The 14901-nt window shown below is 72.4% G+C and carries 15 protein-coding genes and 1 pseudogene; 7 read left to right on the top strand and 9 right to left on the bottom strand.

All coding sequences use genetic code 11. From position 1 onward, the window contains the following. Positions 1-8 precede the first annotated feature (8 nt). From C2L59_RS14130 to C2L59_RS14105, 6 genes are read right to left on the bottom strand one after another with little or no spacing between them, the layout of a single operon-like run. A complete protein-coding gene (locus C2L59_RS14130) occupies positions 9-1454 on the bottom strand; it encodes a carboxylesterase/lipase family protein (protein WP_103349963.1) in 1446 nt (481 codons plus the stop codon). Continuing rightward, positions 1451-2410, bottom strand: a complete 960-nt coding sequence (locus C2L59_RS14125) for an aldo/keto reductase (RefSeq protein WP_103349962.1) — start codon at positions 2408-2410, stop codon at positions 1451-1453. Before C2L59_RS14125 ends, C2L59_RS14130 begins: the two co-directional genes overlap by 4 nt. An 18-nt stretch (positions 2411-2428) precedes the next feature. Then, positions 2429-3628, bottom strand: coding sequence for a cytochrome P450 (locus C2L59_RS14120; RefSeq protein ID WP_103349961.1), 1200 nt, complete (start codon positions 3626-3628; stop codon positions 2429-2431). Between the two features lie 18 nt (positions 3629-3646). Beyond that, positions 3647-5014: a class I adenylate-forming enzyme family protein gene (locus C2L59_RS14115; protein ID WP_103349960.1), complete on the bottom strand. Its 1368-nt coding sequence runs from the start codon at positions 5012-5014 to the stop codon at positions 3647-3649. Then, positions 5011-5715, bottom strand: coding sequence for an HAD-IA family hydrolase (locus C2L59_RS14110; RefSeq protein ID WP_103349959.1), 705 nt, complete (start codon positions 5713-5715; stop codon positions 5011-5013). The genes C2L59_RS14115 and C2L59_RS14110 overlap by 4 nt, the downstream gene beginning before the upstream one ends. Continuing rightward, positions 5712-6887, bottom strand: coding sequence for an aminotransferase class I/II-fold pyridoxal phosphate-dependent enzyme (locus tag C2L59_RS14105; protein ID WP_370444743.1), 1176 nt, complete (start codon positions 6885-6887; stop codon positions 5712-5714). The genes C2L59_RS14110 and C2L59_RS14105 overlap by 4 nt, the downstream gene beginning before the upstream one ends. Before the next feature lie 191 nt (positions 6888-7078). Between C2L59_RS14105 and C2L59_RS14100 the strand changes: the two genes are divergently transcribed. Together C2L59_RS14100 and C2L59_RS14095 are read left to right on the top strand one after the other, a co-directional pair. Next, positions 7079-8086 (top strand): methyltransferase, encoded by a 1008-nt coding sequence (locus C2L59_RS14100; protein ID WP_103349957.1) that lies wholly within the window; start codon positions 7079-7081, stop codon positions 8084-8086. Between the two features lie 828 nt (positions 8087-8914). Beyond that, a complete protein-coding gene (locus C2L59_RS14095; protein ID WP_103349956.1) occupies positions 8915-9211 on the top strand; it encodes a hypothetical protein in 297 nt (98 codons plus the stop codon). On the opposite strand, the gene C2L59_RS14090 is transcribed toward C2L59_RS14095, so the two are convergent. Further along, entirely contained in the window at positions 9168-10205 is a 1038-nt protein-coding gene (locus tag C2L59_RS14090; RefSeq protein WP_103349955.1) for a hypothetical protein, read from the bottom strand. The two genes, C2L59_RS14095 and C2L59_RS14090, sit on opposite strands and share 44 nt — an antisense overlap. Here C2L59_RS14090 and C2L59_RS14085 point away from each other — a divergent pair. Both C2L59_RS14085 and C2L59_RS14080 read left to right on the top strand, forming a co-directional pair. After that, positions 10156-10746: pseudogene (locus C2L59_RS14085) on the top strand (sigma factor); the annotation flags it as partial. The gene C2L59_RS14090 and the pseudogene C2L59_RS14085 overlap by 50 nt on opposite strands. An 88-nt stretch (positions 10747-10834) precedes the next feature. Then, on the top strand, positions 10835-11059 hold the full coding sequence (locus tag C2L59_RS14080) for a hypothetical protein (RefSeq protein ID WP_233223503.1): 225 nt from the start codon (positions 10835-10837) through the stop codon (positions 11057-11059). A 344-nt stretch (positions 11060-11403) separates the two neighbouring features. Here the strand turns inward: C2L59_RS14080 and C2L59_RS14075 are convergent, their stop codons facing one another. Beyond that, entirely contained in the window at positions 11404-12252 is an 849-nt protein-coding gene (locus tag C2L59_RS14075; protein WP_103349954.1) for a hypothetical protein, read from the bottom strand. Positions 12253-12342: 90 nt separating this feature from the next. Next, positions 12343-12780 carry a MarR family winged helix-turn-helix transcriptional regulator gene (locus tag C2L59_RS14070; protein ID WP_103349953.1) on the bottom strand — a complete coding sequence of 146 codons (438 nt, stop codon included), beginning with the start codon at positions 12778-12780 and terminating at the stop codon, positions 12343-12345. Between the two features lie 91 nt (positions 12781-12871). Here C2L59_RS14070 and C2L59_RS14065 point away from each other — a divergent pair, with 91 nt between their 5' ends. The 3 genes from C2L59_RS14065 to C2L59_RS48100 all read left to right on the top strand — a co-directional run bounded on the left by C2L59_RS14065 (position 12872) and on the right by C2L59_RS48100 (position 14842). After that, positions 12872-14098, top strand: a complete 1227-nt coding sequence (locus tag C2L59_RS14065) for an amidohydrolase family protein (RefSeq protein WP_103349952.1) — start codon at positions 12872-12874, stop codon at positions 14096-14098. Positions 14099-14222: 124 nt separating this feature from the next. Then, positions 14223-14555: an alpha-lytic protease prodomain-containing protein gene (locus C2L59_RS49840; protein ID WP_199199076.1), complete on the top strand. Its 333-nt coding sequence runs from the start codon at positions 14223-14225 to the stop codon at positions 14553-14555. Beyond that, positions 14552-14842, top strand: coding sequence for a hypothetical protein (locus C2L59_RS48100; protein WP_199199069.1), 291 nt, complete (start codon positions 14552-14554; stop codon positions 14840-14842). The genes C2L59_RS49840 and C2L59_RS48100 overlap by 4 nt, the downstream gene beginning before the upstream one ends. Positions 14843-14901 lie beyond the last annotated feature (59 nt).

The raw sequence follows: 14901 nt of genomic DNA, 5'->3' as shown, positions 1-14901 counted from the left end.
AGCCGGGCTCAGGCATCGATCCCGAGCGGGTCCACCACGCCGAACCGGTGGTCACGCCACACCGCCGCCGATCGTTCCTCCGGGTACCGCTCCACCGTGGACACGACGTCGTAGACCCGGGTGGCGCGCCCGGGCGGTTCGAACGCGGCCCAGCCGGGGTCACCGGTTGCGGCGAAGGCCAGGTACTCGCGACGCATCAGTTCCGAAAGCACCCCGTGCTGCTCGACCGCCTCCGGGCCGGCGCCCGTGACGGCACCGCCCAGGTCCGTGGTGCCGAAGACCAGCGACGCGTCCAGCATGTGGCAGGCACCCTCCGGCCCGTATCCCCAGCACAGCTCGGACAGCCACACCGGCGACCCGCCCGCCTGCGCGGCTTCGGCCAGGCGCAACGTCGGCATCCGCAGCAGCCAGTCCCCCAGGGCGAGCTCGCGCAACGCCGTCGCGTTCAATCCGGGGAACTCCGCGCGGTAGCGGTCCGCGTCCACGGTCGGTGCGAGGCCGGCGACCAGCGCCGTCACTTCGGCGTCTTCGGCCGGCCCGAGCCGGGCGGCGAGCATCCGGGCGTCGTCACGGGTGTGCCCGAGCAGGAGGGGCACGCCCTTCGCGGCGCCCGCGGCCAGGCCCGCCCAGGGGGCGACGGGCAGGATCTCGCCGTCGACCACCGGAGAGAACGGGGTCGGTGTGTGGACGACCGGGCCCCACCTCGGGTCCATGCGTTCGCTCACCGCCATCACGGCCGCCAGCAGCCGCGGCGGAGCGACGTCGGCAAGCTCGGCTGTACCCGCCTCGGCGCGGATGTGCCCGGTCACCGCGGCGGCCAGCGCCGGCGTGAAGTACGTGCCCGGCACGCTCTGCAGGATGGCGCGGTCGATCAGCCCGGCCGCCCTCGGCATCACCAGCAGGGCGGCGCACGAACCGGCGCCCGCCGACTGGCCGTACACCGTGACGTTGCCGGGGTCGCCCCCGAACGCGGCGATGTTGTCCTTCACCCAGCGCAGCGCGGCGATCTGGTCGAGGAGCCCGCGGTTGTCCGGGTGGCCGTCGAGGTGGGCCCACCCTTCGGCGCCGACGCGGTAGTTGACGCTGACCACCACCGCGCCGCCGGCCGCGAGCCGCGCCCCGTCGAAATGCGGGTTCGCGGTGCTGCACTGCAGGTACGCCCCGCCGGTGATCCAGACGAGCACCGGCAGCCGGGCCGCGCCGGGATCCGGCGTCCAGACCGCCAGGGTCAGCCAGTCGTCGCCGGTCGTCGGGGCCTGGGGGCCGGGCGGCGCGGTGCCGAACGCGGAAACGTCGCGGACGCCGTCCCACGGCGCCGCCGGACGGGGCTCGGCGAACCGGTTCGCGCCGACCGGCGGAGCGGCGAACGGGATTCCCCGGAACGCGAAAACCTCGTCCTGTACTTCGCCCTCGACCGATCCCGTGGCGGTCCGGGCTCGTGGCCGGTCAGTCATCCTCGTCCCTTCCTCGGGTCCTGCCAGGTGCGTTCGTCGAGCGGGACCGCTTCGATCGCCGCCATCAGCGCGTCTTCGACCACCACATCGCTCAACGCCAGTGTCCGCTCGTAGCTGTCCGCACCGGCCGCGCCGACGATCGTCGACGTGATCCTCGGATCGCGAAGCGACCAGTGCAGCGCCGCCGCGGCGAACGGCACCCCGGCGGCGGCGCACAGCCGTCCGATCTCGTCGGCGGTCGCGAGCAGCGCCGGCGGGGCCGCCCGGTAGGCGTAGTGGGTGTGTTCCGACGGCCAAGAGGTCAACAGGCCCCCGCCGTAGGGCGCGGCGTTGAACACCCCGAGACCGCGCTCGGCGGCCAGGTCGAGCAGTTCGTCCGCGGACCGGTCCACCAGCGTCCAGCGGTTGTGGGTGATCAGGGTGGCGAAGTGGCCGGTGCGCACCAGGTCGCACAGCAGCGGGACCGGGCCGCCGGCGACGCCGAGGTGTTCGATGAGGCCTTCGTCCCGGGCTTCGAGCAGGGCTTCGACCGCCCCGCCGCGCCCGAGGAGCTCCTCGGGCGCGGCGTGTTCCGGGTCGTGCAGGTAGCACACCGGCAGCCGGTCGACGCCCAGCCGGTCCAGGCTTTCCCGGAGCGACTCCCGCATCCGGGCACCGGAGAAGTCCCCGGTGAAGTGCCGGTCCGCCTTGGTCTGCACCAGGAAGCCCGGTGGCGGCCCGCCCAGTTCGGCCAGCACACCGCCGATCCGCCGTTCGCTTTCCCCTTCGCCGTAGTTGTTCGACGTGTCCACCACGCTGATCCGGCCGTCGCGCACCAGACGCCGCAGCAGCTCCGCGCTCTGCGTGCGAGTGGGCCCGGAGCCGTCCGCCCAGTGCCGCCAGCCCGCCGCACCCACCGTCACCGGCGACACGGTCAGCCCGGTCCGGCCGAGCGGCCGCCGCTCGGTCTCCACCATCGGTTGCCTCCGTCGTGGCTACAGGCGGATGAACAGGCTTTCGATCCCGCGGGTCACCGTGCTGGCCCACCGCTTCGGCGGCTTGGCCAGCCGCATACCGGGGAACCGCGAGAACAGTTCCCGCAACGCCACCACCGCCTCCAGCCGGGCGAGGTTCGCCCCGAGGCAGTAGTGCGTACCGGCGCCGAACGCCAGCGTCCGGCTGCGCTTGCGGTGGGGGTCGAACTCGTCCGGCTTGTCCATTGTGGACGCATCCCGCTCGGCGGCGGCCCACGAGAAGAAGATCATCTCGCCGTCGCCCGGGATCGTCTTCCCGCCGACCGACACCGGGCACGTCGTGATCCGGCTGGTCGAGATCATCAGCGGCGTGTCGAACCGCAGCGATTCCTCGACGAGCGTCTCGTAGTCGATGCGGCCGGCCAGCACCTTGCCGGACAGCTCCTCCGATTCGAGCACCGTCACCAGGGTGTTGGCGATCAGGTTGGTCGAGCTTTCGTGCCCGGCGATCAGCAGCAGGTACACCATCGAAACCAGCTCGTCGAAGGACATCGGAGGCTCGCCGTCGGGCCCTTCCGCCGTCGCCATGCGCTCGACGAGGGTACTGCCGGCGCCGTCGCGCAAGGTCCGGCGCAGCACGTCCTCCAGGTGTTCCCGCGCCGCGGTGATGGCGTGCGAGTCGTCGCCGTCGGTCACGGTTTCGTTGGTCCAGTGCCGGAACAGCGTGCGGTCGACCAGCGGCACCCCGACGATCTCGATGATCATCTCCAGCGCGAACCGGTACGCGAACGCGTCGACGATGTCGACCTCGTCCCCCTCGTGGAGGTTGCCCAGCAGGTCGTCGGCGATCTCCTTCAGCCGGGGGGCCAGCTGCGCGATGACCTTCGGCTTGAACGCCCCGGCGACGGTCTGGCGCAGCTGCCCGTGCCGCGGCTCGTCGCAGGTCAGCATCCCCAGTGTCGAATTGCCGCCCCCGTCCGGGTGCGCGACGCCGAGGAAGCGCGGGCCGGCCGCCAGCGTCGGGTCGGCCAAGAGGTCCCGGATCGCTTCGGTTTCGACGACCACCCAGGCGGGCAGGTCGAACGGCAGCCGCACCCGGTGCACCGGGCCGGCGTCCCGCAGGGACTTCATCACCGCGTGCGGGTCGCGGTAGAACTCGTCCTTGGCCTCGTAGAGGTCGACGACGTCGCCCCGGGCCGCAGCCTCATCGATGCTCGACATGCTTCGTCCTTCCCAACGTCAACGGTCGCCGTCGGCACGGCGGCGTGCGTAGCTCACTTTCCCGGTGGAGGTCCGCGGCAGCCGGTCCACCCACTCGACCTGCCGCGGCACTTCGAAGGCGTCGAGCCGGGTCCGGCTCCAGCCCAGCAGGTCCGGGCGCTCGCGCCCGGGTGCGACCACGGCCCGCGCCACCGGGAACTCCCCGCGCACCGCGTCTTCGGCGACGATCACCTGCACCTCGGCCACGTCCGGGTGCGCCGAGAGGACGGCTTCCAGCCGGGAGCGGCGGGTCTTCCGGCCGGCGATGTTGATCAGGTCGCCGAGCCGTCCGGTGATGCGCAGGCCGTCCGCGTCCCGTTCGGCGAGATCGCCGGTGCGGTACCAGCCGTCCTCGGCGGGCAGCGGGCGCAGCCGCCCTTCGGTGAAGTAGCCGGTGGCGAACGAGTCGTTCCGGGCGAGCAGCTCGCCCTCCCCCGGCCCGATCCGGAGGTCGACGCCGGCCAGCGGCAAGCCGATGCTGCCCGGGGCCGACGTCCCCGCCAGGGCCGAGATCGCCATCGTGCCCACCTCGGACGCCCCGTAGGCGTTGAGGAGCCGGAACCCGTGACCGCCGCAGATCCGGGCCACCGCGTCCGGCCGCAGCGGGGCACCGGCCGACACCACCTGCCGCACTCCGCCGAAATCGAGCGAGCCGGCGTCCGCGATCATGTGGATGTGGTTCGGCAGCGCGACGAGGGTGCCGGCACCGGTGCTCGCCACGGTCTTCACGAGGGACTGGGGCAGCGACGACGGCGGGCGATACGTGGTTTCCGCGCCGGCCAGCAGCCCGGCGAGCAGCCCGTGCGTGAACCCGTAGGAGTGGAACACCGGGGCGGCGCAGACGACGGGGTCCGAAGCGCCCTCGCCGTGCAACGCGGTGGCGATCCGCGCGGCGTCGCGCAGCACGGCGTCGACCGGCTTCACCACCGCCTTGGGCGCGGCGGTCGACCCCGAGGTCTGGAACAGGATCGAGCCGCCCGGCAGCGGCACCGGCCGCGCCGTCGCGAGCTGCTCGAGGTGGCAGCCGAGGCTTTCGCCCAGCAGCACCGGATCGCCGGGCGGCCGGTCGCCGATCAGCACATCGGCCGCGTCGAAGGTGCCGGTGGCCGCCGGATCCCGCAGCAGCATGGGAACGCCCAACCGGCCGGCCGCGGTCACCGCGGCGACGATCAGGGCCGCGTCGGCGGTGGACGTCGTCAGCATCCGGACGTCGCCGAACCGCCGGGAAATCTCGCCGGCCAGCCGGATTCCGGCGCCCAGCAGGCTTTCGGCCGGCCATTCGACGTCGTTCACGACGAGCCGGGCGGTCCCGCCGCCGACCAGGGCCTGCTCGATGGTCGTGGTCATCCGGGTGCCTGCCTTCTCGTCGCGAGCACGAACTCGAGGACTTCGCCGGCGCTCTCCAGGCACGCGTCAGGACCGGCGGCCAGAAGCACGTCGCGGTCGCCCTCGCCCCACAGGGCCGCCACCGCGGTGACGCCGGCGGCCCGCGCGGCCGCCATGTCGTAGGCGGCGTCACCGATCATCACGGCTTCGCTCGCGTCGACGTCCATCGATGTGAGGGCTTTGCGCACGATGTCGGGGGCCGGCTTGGGGCGGCCGACCTCGTCCGAGCCGATCACGTGCGTGAACCGGTCCAGCACCCCGAGCCCGGCGAGCAGCGAGCGGGCGCGATCCCCCGCCTTGCCGGTCGCGACCGCGCACGGGATGCCGCACTCCGCCAGCCCGGCGAGCAGTTCCCGCACCCCGGGGTAGAGCTCGATCCGGTCCGCGAGCCGGTAGCTTTCGCGGACGAACGGGCCTTCCATTTCGCGCGGCAGCCCCATCTTCCGCATGATCTCGGGGAAGTACCCGCCGAGGTGGCGCAGGTACACCTCGAACGGCGGCTCCCCGGCACCGGCCACTTCCCGGAACGCGTGCGCGAACGCCGAGCGCATCACCTCGAACGAGTTCACGAGCACGCCGTCGAGGTCGAAGACCACGGCGTTCAGCGCGGTCCCGGCGGCCCGGTGGGCCACGACCGGACCGGCCAGGTTCTCCCGGGTCACCGGGAGCCGACCACCTTCGCCACCACGTCCGCGACGATCTCGGCGACCGTGGCCATCTGGTCCTCGGTGCCGAGCAGGGTCCGGTGGTGCAGCCAGACGCAGTCCCCGGAAATCGCTTCGGCGTTCGGGCACCGGGCGGCGATGGCCTCGACACCTCCGGCCGGGGCGGCCAGTTCCCAGAAGGCGTCGGTGCGGTAGATCGCCCGGAAGGCCGCGAACGCCGGAACGCCGTGCGCGATGAGCTCGTCGACCACCCGCCGCCGCTGGCCGTCGGTGATCCCCGGCACCCGGAACATCGCCATGTAGTGCGGGTTGCGGGTGCACCGGTCGTCCGTTCCCTGCGGTACCACGCCCGGAATCCGGGCCAGCAGCGCGGAAAGCAGCGGCCAGCGCTGTTCGCGCACGTCGATCTGCCCGCCGAGGCGGGCGAGCTGAGCACGCAGGACGCTCGCCGAAAACTCGTTCATCCGGAAGTTGGAGCCGGACACCTTGTGCTCGTAGGCGCGATCGGACGGCGGACGGCCGCAGCTGTGCCGCAGGAACGCGGTCTCGTACTCCAGCGAATCGGCGAACAGGAGGGCGCCGCCCTCCCCCGCCGTCATCAGCTTGCCGTTCTGGAAGCTGTAGGCGGCGATGGCCGCGAGTTCGCCGAGCCGCACTCCGCGCCATTCGGCGCCCTGGGCGTGCGCGGCGTCGTGCACCAGCGGTACCCCGGCGTCGCCGGACAGCTTGCCCAGCGCGTCGAGGTCGGCGAGCAGGCCCGCCATGTGGACCGGCATGATCGCGCGGGTCCTCCCGGTCACCGCGGCGGTGGCCGCGGCGACGTCGATGTTGTAGGTGTCCGGGTCGACGTCGACCGGCACGGCCACCGCGCCCAGCCGCTGCACGGCCTGGGACGAGGAGATGAAGGTGAACGCCGGGACGATGACCTCGGTCCCCGGTCCCACGCCGATCACCTGGAGGGCGAGTTCCAGCGCGTGGGTTCCGCTCGTCACCGCCAGCGCGTTGCGCGCGCCGTGGTACTCGGCGAACTCCCGCTCGAACTCCGACACCTCCTGCCCGCCGAAGCGCCACCACCCGCTCTGGTCGAGCGCACGCAGGAGAGCGGCTTTTTCGGAATCGTCGTACTGCGGCCAGTCCGGCAACTCAAGATTTCGACGAGAAATGGAGATCACGTCCGTTCATCGCTCGGCCCGCTTCCGAAGGGAAAGGCTTTTCGACGGATTGCTCCGGCCACCATATGAGCCGTGCTGCGCGGCGGCAAACCTCGGCACGGGCGGCCGGGAATGCGGCCTGTCAAGTGCGGAACTTCCGCAGTTGCACCGGTCTATACCACTGAAGCACGCTTTGCTAGCCTGGCGAAATGGACCGCCCCGCTGCGAAGCAGTCGATCATGCCCTTGGCCGATCTGGCCACTCCGATGGCCGTACGGGTGGCCGCGACGCTCGGGTTGGCCGAACACGCCGGAACCGAAGGTGCGACGGCGGAGCGGCTCGCGTCGCTGAGCGGAACTTCGGAGGCGCCGCTGCGCCGGCTGCTCGACCACCTGGTCGCCGTGGATGTCTTCCAGCTGACCGCCGAGGGGAGTTACCGGCCGACCGAGCTCGGCGCGCAGCTGCGGGAAGACGCGCCCGAAGGCGTCAAACCACTGCTCGACATCACCTGCGCCGGGGGCCGGGCCGAACTCGCCTTCGTCGAACTCCTCGACGTGATGACCGACGGCGCGCCCGCCTATCCACGCCGGTACGGCCGCGATTTCTGGGCCGATCTCGACGCCGAGCCGAAATTGCGGACTTCGTTCGACGCGCAGATGAACTGGCGGTTCCGGGAACAGGCGCCGCTGATCGCCCGCAACTTCGACTGGAGCCGGTTCCCCGACATCGTCGACGTCGGCGGCGGCGACGGGCCGCTGCTCGTCGAGATCCTGCGGGCGCACCCGGCCGTCCGCGGCCGCATCCTCGACCTGCCGCCGACGGCCGCGGCCGCCGGCGAACGGCTGAAGGCGGCCGGGCTCGACGACCGGGCGAGCGCGGTGCCCGGCAGCTTCTTCGACCCGCTGCCGACCGGAGCCGACGCGTACTTGCTGTCCGACATCCTGCACGACTGGGACGACGAGCACGCCCGCAAAATCCTGGCCGGCTGCCGCCGCGCCGCTGCACCGGACACCACCGTCATCCTGATCGAACCGGTGCGGGGACACGGGGCCGACACGGCGATCGACCTGTTCATGCTGATGTGCTTCGGCAGCAAGGAACGAACCATCGAGGAGCTGACCGAACTGGCCACCGAAAGCGGCCTGTCCCTCCGCAGCGCGACCCCCGTGACCAACGGCCGCTGGGCCCTGGAGTTCACCGTCGAGGCTCAGCAGTGACGTCCCGCGACACCGCCGCCGGGACGGGTGGTGGACACCGGCCCGGACCACGGTCACTTCGCGCCGCCGAACGACGGGGACAAGCGGAGCACGATGCCGCGCCGCGGCGGTGAGGGGTGCGAAGTCGTCCACGGCAGGCCCGTGCCGGTTCACCGTCGACCGCACCGATCCGAACGCGCCTGGCGTCGTCTCGGCGACGTACCCGGCGGGCGCCGAGGGCGGCGGGATCGGTGTCGCGGGCCAGTTCACCCTCTTCCCCAACGGTTCCACCGACGTCGTGCGGTACGACTACAACTTCGGCGCGGGCACGCGGGAGATCGCCGCAGGCCCCGACGGCACGGCCACGGTCAGCTTCACGCCGACGGCCGACGGCCGACGGCTGGCAGTCGGTGGTCGTGCGGGCGTAAGACCGGGCGGGCAACCTCTCGCTCACCACCTACTCCTCGTTCATCGTCAAGGAGACGCGGCCGGCGGTCACGTCCGACCGCCACCCGCCGCAGGGCGGCCCGGACGGCGGCATCGGCGTGCCGGGCGTGTTCCGGTTCGCGCCGGGGATGCCGGACGTCGTGACGTACGCCTACCGGTTCGCGAGTGCCGAGAGTACGAAGTGGACGGTCAAGGCCAACGCCGACGGAACCGCCACGCTACCGGTCGGGTTCACCTCGGCCGACCAGAACCTGCTGCGGGTCCAGGCCCGCGACGCTTCCGGTGGCCTTTCCCCGGTGACGGAGAAACGGTTGTTGCTCAACACCTGGCGACCGGAGATCGGCTACCCGGGGGGACATCGGAACGGAAGGCAGAGCCGCCACGTTCACGTTCACCAACCCGATGCCGGACGCCGTGGAGTTCGAGTACTGGCTGACGGCGGACCCGGCGACCAAGTGGACCGTGCCGGTCAGCGGGAACACCGCGACGGTGAGCTGCACCCCGCCGAGAACCGGCGACTACGGAATGCTGGTGCGCGCGAAGAACACGGCGGGCGTGTGGTCGTCGACGGACAACATCACCTGGACGGTGACGAACGACCCCACGGTGAGCTCGAAGGAGTTCCAGGCGAACGGGCGGGTCTTCCCCGGCACCTTCACCTTCGATGCCCGCCAGCCGGGCGCGGCGGCGTTCGAGTAGTCGTTCGACTGGGGTCCGTTTCAGCAGACAGCCGCGCAGCACGGACCTCGGTGCTGGCGTGGACACCCCCGCTGCCACCGGAAGGCTCGGCCTCCCACGACCTGCGGGTACGCACGGTGACGGCCGGCAACGTCTTCTCGCAGGAGAACAGGGGACGATGACGTGGACCCCACCGGACCGAGGCACCTTCTCGGTCATCGTGCGGGGCAGCACGGCCGACGGCACCAGGTCGGGTGGCATCGGCTACTCGGTGTACGTCAACTGACCGCGTGACCGGCGGCCCCGCTCCCGCCGTCAGGGAGAAACAGCGGGTGTCGAGCAGGGCCCTCGGGGCCTCCGGGTCGGGGCAGAGGACCAGGGTGTTCGTCTCCGGCTCGCTGGTGAACGTCGTGACCTTCTGGCCCGCGGGGACCTGCACCGCCTTCAGCGGGGAGTGGATCACCGGGGGCGTCGTGCGGATCTTCGCCAGCAGGGCCAGCATTTCCGCGGCCGTCACCGGCTTCGACGTCTGGACGCGGATCCAGCGGGCCGGGCCGTCCTGCCACAGCACCGTTTGCGGGTGGGTGAGCTGGGCGGCGGCCGACGGTTTCTCCGGCAATGCGCTGTGCGGCGCCGGTCCGTCGCGGAGCTCGATCTCGAACGCGTAGCGGTGCGCCTGGCCGTAGTGCACGCCGGCGTAGTGGGGCTGGACGGCCCAGACCATCAGGTCCCAGGCGCTGTCCTCGAGGCTCACCGCGGGGGCCGGCGGGGGGACCCGGTCGGTGACCGGCAGCTCGGCCGGTGGGAGGTTCACGTGCGCGGCCGGGGGCACGCTTCGGTCCGGCACGCCGACCGCCGCCGCGGCCACTGCGGCCACGGCGAGGGCCATCGCCGTCACTCCGGCCGTCCGGCGACGGCGGATCCGGCGGGTGGCCGCGGTCAGCACGGCGCCGGGATCCGGCGCCATGGACTCCTGGGCGCGCAGCGCGTGGCGCAGCTCGTCGACGTCGGTCATCGCACTCTCCTGGGCCGGTTCTCACTGTGCAGCCTTCGACCTGCACACCCTGAAGATGCCGCCGCGCCACGGCTCTGTTGCGGTTGTGCCCGGGATTTTTTCCGGGCCGCGGCGCAACGGCCCGGCGGGGTCCAGGCATCTACTTCATGTGCACTTCGATGAGTTCGCGCGCAAGGAGCTGCCCGACCTGGTGCGGTTCGCGGCCGTCCTGACGGGGGACCGCGAACTGGCGCAGGACGTCGTGCAGGACGCGCTCGTGCGCGCCCACCAGCACTGGCGGCGGGTGACCGCCGCCGAACGGCCGGACCTCTACCTGCGGAAGATGGTGGTCAACGGCTACCTCTCGTGGCGCCGCCGCTGGTACCAGCGTTCCGTGCAGCCCACCGCGGACGCCACGAGGTACGGCGACACCGCCGTGCCCGATCACGCGGACCGGATCGCCGACGCCGGGCAGCTCGCTGAACTGCTGTCGGCCCTTTCGCGGGCGCAGCGCGCCGCAATCGTGCTGCGCTTCTACGAAGACCGGAGCGACGACGAGATCGCCGAGGTGCTCGGGTGCGCCGTCGGCACGGTCCGCAGCCACATTTCCCGGGGCTCGGCGTCCTCCGCGTGCACATCAAGGAGGTCGCGTGCTGACCCGTCGATTCCTGCTGGTGGGCCTGCTGGTCGCGGCCGTGCTCGTGCCCGCCTCGCCGGCGTTCGCGAACACGCCGGTCAGAGCGCCGGAGGGCACCCGGTCCACCCGCGTGGTCCACGACGGGACGGACACCGGGCCGGCCGATCCGGCCGGCGAGGTCACCGAGCGGGTGTTCCTCGCGGGTGCCGGTCTCGGTGCCCGCGGCGGTGGGGCGTGAGGTCCTGACCGTCACCGGCTGCCGGCCGACCGGGCCGGAATCCCGCATCACAGCGCGGAATGCGGCACCCACCGGCCCCTGCCCGACACCAATCGGCTCCGTCCCGGACGCCGCGGTGGGCGGCCACACCCTCGCCATCGGCCCCGGGAACGCCTACCGGCGGGAAATCGGCTGGGCGACCGACGAAACGTCCCGGTCCGCGGACGGCAAGTCGACGGCCACGCCCCCGGCTACGACACGATCACCGGGCTCGGTTCACCGACCCGGGAACTGATCGAATCCTTCCGCCGGAAACCCGAGCTTCCCCGCTGACCGGCCTGCGGCCCGGCGAGTAGCACCACGGGTCACGGCCGCGCGAGCACCCACGGCATGAGTTCTTCGGAGAGCGCCCGGCTGAACGGGCGGACCAGGGCCTGCAGTTCGGCGCAGGCGGCCTCGCCGATGTGCGCGTACGGCGTGACGCTGTTTTCGTCCGTCGCCTTCTCGATTTCCGCTCGGCGGGCCGCGCCCGTGGGGGTGAACGTCAGGTCGTCGTCTGCGGTGAGCCAATTCCGTTCGCGGAGGCCGGTGACGGCCCGGTTCCAGTCCTCTTCGGACCATGACCGGGAAGTGCGCAGCGTTTCGGCGGGGACCGCGCCGGAAGCGGCGTGGGTGACGAGGGCTTCGATGCCGTCCAGGCCGGCCGTCAACAGGGCGGCGACGTGCGCGTCACCGCGGTACTCGCGCAGGAGGGTCTGCGCGTGCCACAGCACCAGGTGCGGCTCGGCGGGCCACGGCAGGGCCGCGTGGGCGGCGAAGAGCGGGCGGCCGGTGACGTCGCCGGTGATCGTTTCGGCGGCCTCACGCAGCAGCGCCGCGGCCCGGTCCATCTCCGGCGAAGTCACCGCGTCGCCGAGGATGCGGCGCAACACCCGGTCCGCCGCCGCGTAACGTGCGGCCAGCACCGCGCCCGGGTCGGTGGCCGACCAGGCAGCCGTGATCGACTCCCGGACGAGGACGGGGTTGAAGTTGTAGAAGGTCGCGACCACGACCGGCGCCGGGGCCGCGCCGAGCGCCGCCGACCGCGACGCGAAGTAGCCGGCCCGGCCGGTCAGGCCGAGCTCCGCGTAGGCGGCCGCGGCCTCCGGCGCGAAGTAGATCATCCCGTGGTAGGGCTCGAGAAATCGCCAGGTCCGGCGCGCCACGTCGATCACGCGGTCAACATACCATCCGGTCGGTACGGTCGGCCGCGTTCTCGGGGACGCCGAACGGCCGGCTCGCCTCGGCAAATCCCCTTCCGCCGGTCAGGCTCGGCGACGGGACCAGGCGGCGGCGTCCGTGGTGTAGCGGACGAGCAGCCGCGCGAACTCGATGCGCTCCTCCGGCGGCCAATCCGCGGTGATGTCTTCGAACACCGCGCGTTGCTCGGCCGCGAACCGGGCTCGCTCGGCCTCGCCGTGCTCGGTCAGCTCGAGCACCGTCCGGCGGCCGTCCGCCTGGGATGCCGCCCGCCGCAGCAGGCCGTCGGCGATGCAGGCCGCCACCGTGCGGCTGGCCACCGGCTGCACCACGCCCATCTCCGCCGCCAGGCCGCCGACCGTCATCTCCCCCGGGGCGTCGGCGACCACGTTGAGCACCAGGTTCCGGGTCAGGTCCCGGCTCGCGGCCGGAGTGCGCCGGCGCAGGCGGGACAGGGCCGGGCCGATCTGGTCCAGCGCGGGATTTTCGGCGGCACTGCTCACCTCCCGGATCGTAGTACTCGGAGCATTTGCATACCAGTCGCAAATTGCATAGCATCAGGTATGTAACCGAGAGCGAGAAAGAGAGGCCGACATGGCCACCACCGCCACCACCGCCATCACCGGCGCCCGCGTCTTCGACGGGGAGAAGGACCTGGGCGTGCAGACCGTCGTCCTCGACGGCCGGAAGATCCGCCGGGTCGGCGGCGACGTGCCCGAGGGCGCCGGGGTCGTCGACGGCCGCGGGGCCACCCTGCTGCCCGGGCTGATCGACGCGCACGTCCACTCCAGCCCCGGCTCCCTCGCCCTGGCGCTGCGGTTCGGCGTCACCACCGAACTGGAGATGCAGGGCCTGAACACCCGCGAAAACCGCGCCCACATCACCGAAGACGACACGGTCGCCGACGTCCGGTCATCCGGCTTCGCCATCACGCCGCCCGGCGGGCACCCCAGCGAACTGATGCCCGAGGGGTTCCGGCCGGCGGGCAACCTGCCGCCGGTCATGCCGCTGATGCCGTTCTCCACCACGCCGGAGCAGGCCGCCGCGTTCGTCCCGCAGCTGCTGGCCCGCGGCTCCGACTACATCAAGTTCATGATCGACGACGGCAGCGTCGAAGGACACCCCGGGCTGCCGATGCTCGACCAGGCCACGCTCGACGCCGGCGTCGCCGAAGCCCGGAAGCTCGGCGCCCTCACCGTCGCCCACACGCTCACCCTCGACGCCACCCGGATGGCCGCCGAAGCCGGCATCGACGGCCTGGTCCACGTCTTCATGGACCAGCCGCACACGGCCGAGATCATCGACGTGATCGCCGAGGCGGACATGTTCGTCGTGCCGTGCGTCTGCCTCGACGCGTCGATGATGGGCATCACCGGCAGCGAACTCGCCGACGACCCGCGCGTCGCCCGCCGTCTCGACGACCGGTGGGACAAAACCCTGCGCTCGAGCTATGACCGCTACCCGCAGGGCCGGCTCGACGACGTCCTGGCCACGGTCCGGGCGCTGAGCGCCGCGGGCGTGGACGTCCTGGCCGGCACCGACGCCTCCATGGCCGAGACCTTCTTCGGCGGCCTCGCCCACGGCGCCAGCCTGCACCACGAACTGCAGTACCTCGTCGCCGCCGGCCTGACCCCCGCGCAAGCCCTGCGCGCCGCCACCGCGACCACGGCCCGCCGCTTCCGCCTCGGCGACCGCGGCCGCATCGCCGAAGGGCTCCGCGCCGACCTCCTGCTCGTCGACGGCGATCCGACGACGGACATCGGCGACACGCTCAACACCCGCGCGATCTGGCGCCGCGGCACCCGCCTCGAAGAATCGTGAACTGCCCGTCGGCAGACGGAAATCGGGACGATCGGCCTCTCGTCCTGACTTCCCCGCGCAGTTCGAACCCGCCCCCGCCACGGGCCGTGGATCAAGCAGGACGTGATCAACGGCTACGGAGGTCATCGATGCGCTCCCGGCACGGGAAATCAGCCGAGGCAAGGTCCTGGCCGCGGCCGGCACCGCGGCCATCGCCCTCCCCCATGCGGACGCCGCCGGCACCGACGCGGCGGCGCGGTCCATCACCGGGACGGCCTGGGCGGTCGACGCCCGGACCGGGGAAACGGTCGTCACCGCCGACAGCACCGTGCAGGACGCCGAGTGGGACAGCCTGCTGGCGGCCACCCGCGGGAGCGCCGTCCGCGTCGTGCGGACGCCCAGGGTGCTCAGGTTGTTCGCCGAAGGCGGCGACGCGATCTTCACCGGCGGGCCCGCTGCTCGCTCGGCTTCACCGTGACCACGAGCAACGGCAGCCCGGGCATCCTGACCGCCGGCCGCTGCGCCGCCGCCGGCCGGCGGTGGTCGCTCACCCAGGGCGGCCGGCCGGTCGCCACCGTCGAGCAGGCGACGTTCCCCGGCAACGGTGACTTCTCGCTGCTCAGCGGCGGCCGGCTGTTCACCGGGGACGGCAGCGCGATCGGCATCACCTCCGGCGGCAGCGGCGACTGCCGCACCGGCGGCGTGACGTTCTTCCAGCCGGTGACCACCGCCCTCGCCGCGGCCGGCGCCCGGATCGGCGGCTGAACCACCGGCGGTGACGCGGAAAAGCTAAACTGCGACTCCTTTCCCCGCGCAGAAGGTGG

Origin of the sequence: Amycolatopsis sp. CA-128772, from assembly GCF_002904295.1 — a bacterium.
Lineage (GTDB): Bacteria > Actinomycetota > Actinomycetes > Mycobacteriales > Pseudonocardiaceae > Amycolatopsis.
The sequence above is the reverse complement of the archived record's forward strand: the minus strand, read 5'-3'. Positions and strand labels throughout refer to the sequence as shown.